3 protein-coding genes and 1 pseudogene are annotated in these 4,050 nt (G+C 72.9%); 2 read left to right on the forward strand and 2 right to left on the reverse strand.

Features of this window, described 5'->3' with window-relative positions:
- Nucleotides 1-112: 112 nt before the first annotated feature.
- Nucleotides 113-1,093, reverse strand: a pseudogene (locus tag DLJ58_RS00345) (cobalamin biosynthesis protein); the annotation flags it as partial.
- A 293-nt stretch (nt 1,094-1,386) separates the two neighbouring features.
- Nucleotides 1,387-2,175, reverse strand: a complete 789-nt coding sequence (locus tag DLJ58_RS00350; protein ID WP_124853327.1) for a single-stranded DNA-binding protein — start codon at nt 2,173-2,175, stop codon at nt 1,387-1,389.
- Between the two features lie 304 nt (nt 2,176-2,479).
- On the opposite strand from DLJ58_RS00350, the gene DLJ58_RS00355 reads away from it, so the two are divergent.
- Complete coding sequence (locus DLJ58_RS00355; protein WP_124853328.1) at nt 2,480-2,899, forward strand: HPF/RaiA family ribosome-associated protein; 420 nt, start codon at nt 2,480-2,482, stop codon at nt 2,897-2,899.
- Between the two features lie 163 nt (nt 2,900-3,062).
- Nucleotides 3,063-4,050 (forward strand): alpha/beta hydrolase (locus tag DLJ58_RS00360; protein ID WP_167493663.1); only part of this gene is annotated, 988 nt, incomplete at its 3' end.

Raw genomic sequence — 4,050 nt, forward strand, 5'->3', positions numbered from 1 at the left:
CTCCGACAGCCCTGCCCATACCGACGGCCCGCAGTCCACGCTCACCGGCACCACCCAGCCGCACGGCCCCGGCCACGCCAGCCAGCCCGCGCCCTCCGGCCGCACCTGCCGGCCCTCGCCGGCCCACCGCGCCGATCAGTGCACGCCTGCTCACCGCGTCAACCAGCCGGCCGAGCGTCACCGGGTACGCGGCGGCCAACCCGACGGCGGCCAGCCCCACCGCGCCGGAGATCCGGGCGGCCCGCTTCAGGTGCCGCGCCTCCGGGCGGGGACCGTCGCCGAGGAACGGCCGCACCTCGGAGCGCCCGAAGTAGACGTTGCGACCGCCGAGGCGGACTCCGAGCGCACCGGCCATCGCCGCCTCGCACTGACCGGCGTTGGGGCTCGGGTGGTCGTTGCGGTCCCGCCGCCACACCTGCCAGGCGCGCTGCCGGTCCCCGTGCGCGACCGGCGCGACGGCGATGGTGAGCAGCCCGGTCAGCCGGGACGGCACGAGATTGAGCACGTCGTCCAGCCGAGCGGCCGGTGTGCCGAACCGCGCGTAGCGCGTCGACCGGTGCCCGACCATCGCATCGAGGGTGTTCGCCGCGCGGTAGCCCAGCAGCCCGGGCAGACCGGCGACCGCACCCCAGAGCAGCGGAGCGACCACCGCGTCGGAGGTGTTCTCCGCGACCGACTCGACGGTGGCACGGGCCAGCTCCGACTCGCCCAGCGTCGACGGGTCCCGCCCGCAGAGGTGACCGAGGCGGCGCCGGGCGGCGGGCAGGTCACCGTCACGCAGCGTACGGCCCATGACGGTCGCCTCGTGCCGTAGCGTGCGGCCGCCCAGCACGGTCCACGTGCCGGCCGCCACCAGCACCGCGCGGGTCACCGGCCGGTGCCGGGTAGCCGCCGCGACGACCGCCCCGAGCAACACCGGCCCGCCGACGGCCAGCGCGGTGAATGCCGTACCCGCCGTTCGGTCCGGGCGGTAGAGGCGGCGCTCCAGCGCGCCTGCGGCCTGCCCGAAGCCGGCCACCGGGTGCCAACGGCGGGGGTCACCGAGCACCCTGTCCAGCGCGTACCCGGCGAGCAGCCCCACCGCGTTCGCCATCGGCGCTGTCCGTCGCACCCGCACCACCTCCGGCCGGCCAGCCTAGACGAGCATTCCGTGAACCAGCCCAACCCACGGTCCCGCAACGGCAACGAGAACCCGTGGAGCGAACAGGCAGACCAGCCCACCGACGCCCGTCACGCGGGGTGACGACGCTGGTCGCGCCGCCACCCCGCCCCCGTCGTGCCGCACCGCGCCGTGCCGGGTGGTGCCGTTTCGCCGCAGCACCTGTGACCGAACGGTGCCCTGGCCAGCTCGACCGCCGCCCAACCCGCGACGGCCGAGCCGATCGGTCAGGCTGGCTGCGGGATCCGGCCCCGACCACGCCGCCCTCGACCGGGCTGCGCCGGCTCCGGCTGCCCCTCGTCGGGCACCGGCCCCAACTCGATGTCCAGGTCACCGTCGGCGTTGTCGTCGTCCGCCTCGGGTGGAGGGGCCAACTCGTCGTCGAGGTCCGGCGGAACGTCGGCCTGCCCGGCGCTCGCAAGCGCTCCGCCGTCGCCGAAGACCCCGCCGCTCGGGGAGCTGTCGTCGCCCGCCGGGACGTTGCCGAACGGGCTGGTTCGCAGCTCCGCGTAGTCGGGCAGCTCGAAGTCGTCGTCCAGCGGACGGTCGTCGGGCAGCACGGGCGCCTGTCCGGCCGGCACCGGTTCGGTGGGCTCGCCGTGCACCCGGCTCTCGGCCGCCGCGTCCTCCACGGTGCTGGTCGCCATGCTCGGCCGGTTGCGCAGGAAGCGGGCGCGACCCCGGGACAGGTCATGGCCGACGGCCACCGCCTCCAGTTCGTAGAGCGTGCGGTGGTTACCGCTGTCGTCGGTCCAGTCGCGGGTGTAGAGCCGCCCGCAGACCACCACCGGATCGCCGACCATGACGGAGGCCGCGACCCCCTCGGCGAGCTTGCGCCAGCAGTTGACGCGGACGCGGAGCGAATTGCCGTCAACCCACCGGCCGCTGTCCCGATCGAGTCGGCGGGCGGTCGAGGCGACCTTGAAGTTGGCCACCAGAGTGTTGCTCTGGGTCGTACGCCGCCACTCGGGCGTGGTCAGCACATTGCCGACGATTGTCACGTAAGTGTCGAACATCGTCCCTCCAGGGGGATCGGGGCCTGCCAGCGCGAGTCGACTCGACACCGAGCATCGACACTGGGGAGGGCCTTCGTGGGCGCCCATCCCCGACCTGTGGATGACGAACCCACCTGTGGACAACGCCCTGATCACGCCCGGATGTGGTACGCCCGACCGGGCCGACCCGCCGTCCACGGTTTCCCAGGCCACCGGAACTGGGTAAGGACTTGATCAACGCACCACCGACAGCTCCACGTCGACGAGAGGTCAGCACCATGACGATCACTACCATCGACTCCGCGAACGCTTCCGAGGCGCAGCGATGAGCGCCGTGGCGAACCCGGCCACCGTGGCTGAGTGCCTGCGGGTGGGCGCCGGGTTCTCCCAGGGCGACCGCAACTGGATCGCCGAGCAGTTCGCCACCCTCGACGCCCGGCTGGCCAGCTTCCACGCTGACGCCACCGAGCTGGAGGTGTCGGTGAAGGACCGGGAGGCGCGTGGGCAGAAGGTCACCCTGGAGTGCTGGATCGCCGGCCGGCAGAAGATCGTCACCACCTCCGCGGAGGAGGACCTGCACGCCGCCCTCAATGACGTCCGTGACGACCTGCGCCGTCGGCTCAACGACGCCAAGACCCGCCAGGAGCCCCGGCACAACAAGCACCTGCGTGACGTCCCCCAGCCGCAGATCGAGGCGGACGAGCCGGAGAACCTGGCCCCCCGCGCCGACGCGGAAACGGCCTGACCCACGCCCCACCCCGCGATCTTGCACTTTCGGCTCCCGAACAGCGGCTTTTGCCCCTTTTTGTCGGGACAGAAAGTGCAAGATCGCGGGGTAAGTGCGGCGAGCGGGACGAGTGGGACGCGCGGGCTACCGCTGGGTAGGTTGGCGGCGTAGCGTCGCGTTCGTGGAACCGGACGTGTTGGGGCCGCCGTACGAGCGGCAGACGATCGACCTGGGCACCGACGACGAAGGCCCCGTTGTCGCGACAGTGGTCCGGCGGCGGGCCGAGCGGCCCACCGGGCGGGCCGTCCTTTACGTGCACGGCTTCGTCGACTACTTCTTCCAGACGCACCTGGCTGACTTCTTCGCCGAGCGAGGCTGGGATTTCTACGCGCTCGACCTGCGCAAATACGGCCGCAGCCTGCTTCCTGGCCAGACCCCGAACTTCTGCCACGAGATCAGCGACTACTTCCCCGAGCTGGATGCCGCCGCCGAGATCATCCGCAAGGACGACGGGCACGACACCCTGCTGGCGATGGGTCACTCCACCGGCGGCCTGGTCATCTCGCTCTGGGCGGACGCCCGCCGCGACACCGGCACCATCGACGGCCTGGTGCTCAACAGCCCCTTCTTCGACCTGAACGCCCCCTGGGCGGTCCGTCGACCCCTCGCGGCCGCCGCGTCCCGGCTGGGCCGCAGGGCGCCGCACCGCATCCTCCCGTTCGGGCTGGGCACGGTGTACGGCGAGAGCATCCACTCCGACCACCGCGGCGAGTGGACCTACGACCTGGCGTGGAAGCCGCTGGCCGGGTTCCCGGTCCGGGCCGGCTGGCTGAACGCGATCCGCACCGGGCAACGCCGGCTGCGCGCCGGGCTGGACATCCAGGTGCCGGTGCTGCTGGCCTGCTCGACCCGGTCCTTCCGAGGCACCAAGTGGCACGACAACGCGACCCTGGCCGACGCCGTACTCGACGTCGAGCACATGGTCCGCTACGCGCCCCGACTCGGCCGCCACGTCACAGTGGCCCGCTTCGACGGCGGGCTGCACGACCTCACGCTCTCCGGCCCCGCCGTACGGAAGAAGGTCTTCGACGAGGTGGGCCGCTGGGCCGAGGCGTTCCTCGCCGCCGGCCCCACCGCCCCGGCCGACGCCGCGCCGCCCGACGCCGTGC

It is taken from the genome of Micromonospora arida (genome assembly GCF_003857035.1).
In the GTDB taxonomy this organism is placed as follows: domain Bacteria; phylum Actinomycetota; class Actinomycetes; order Mycobacteriales; family Micromonosporaceae; genus Micromonospora; species Micromonospora arida.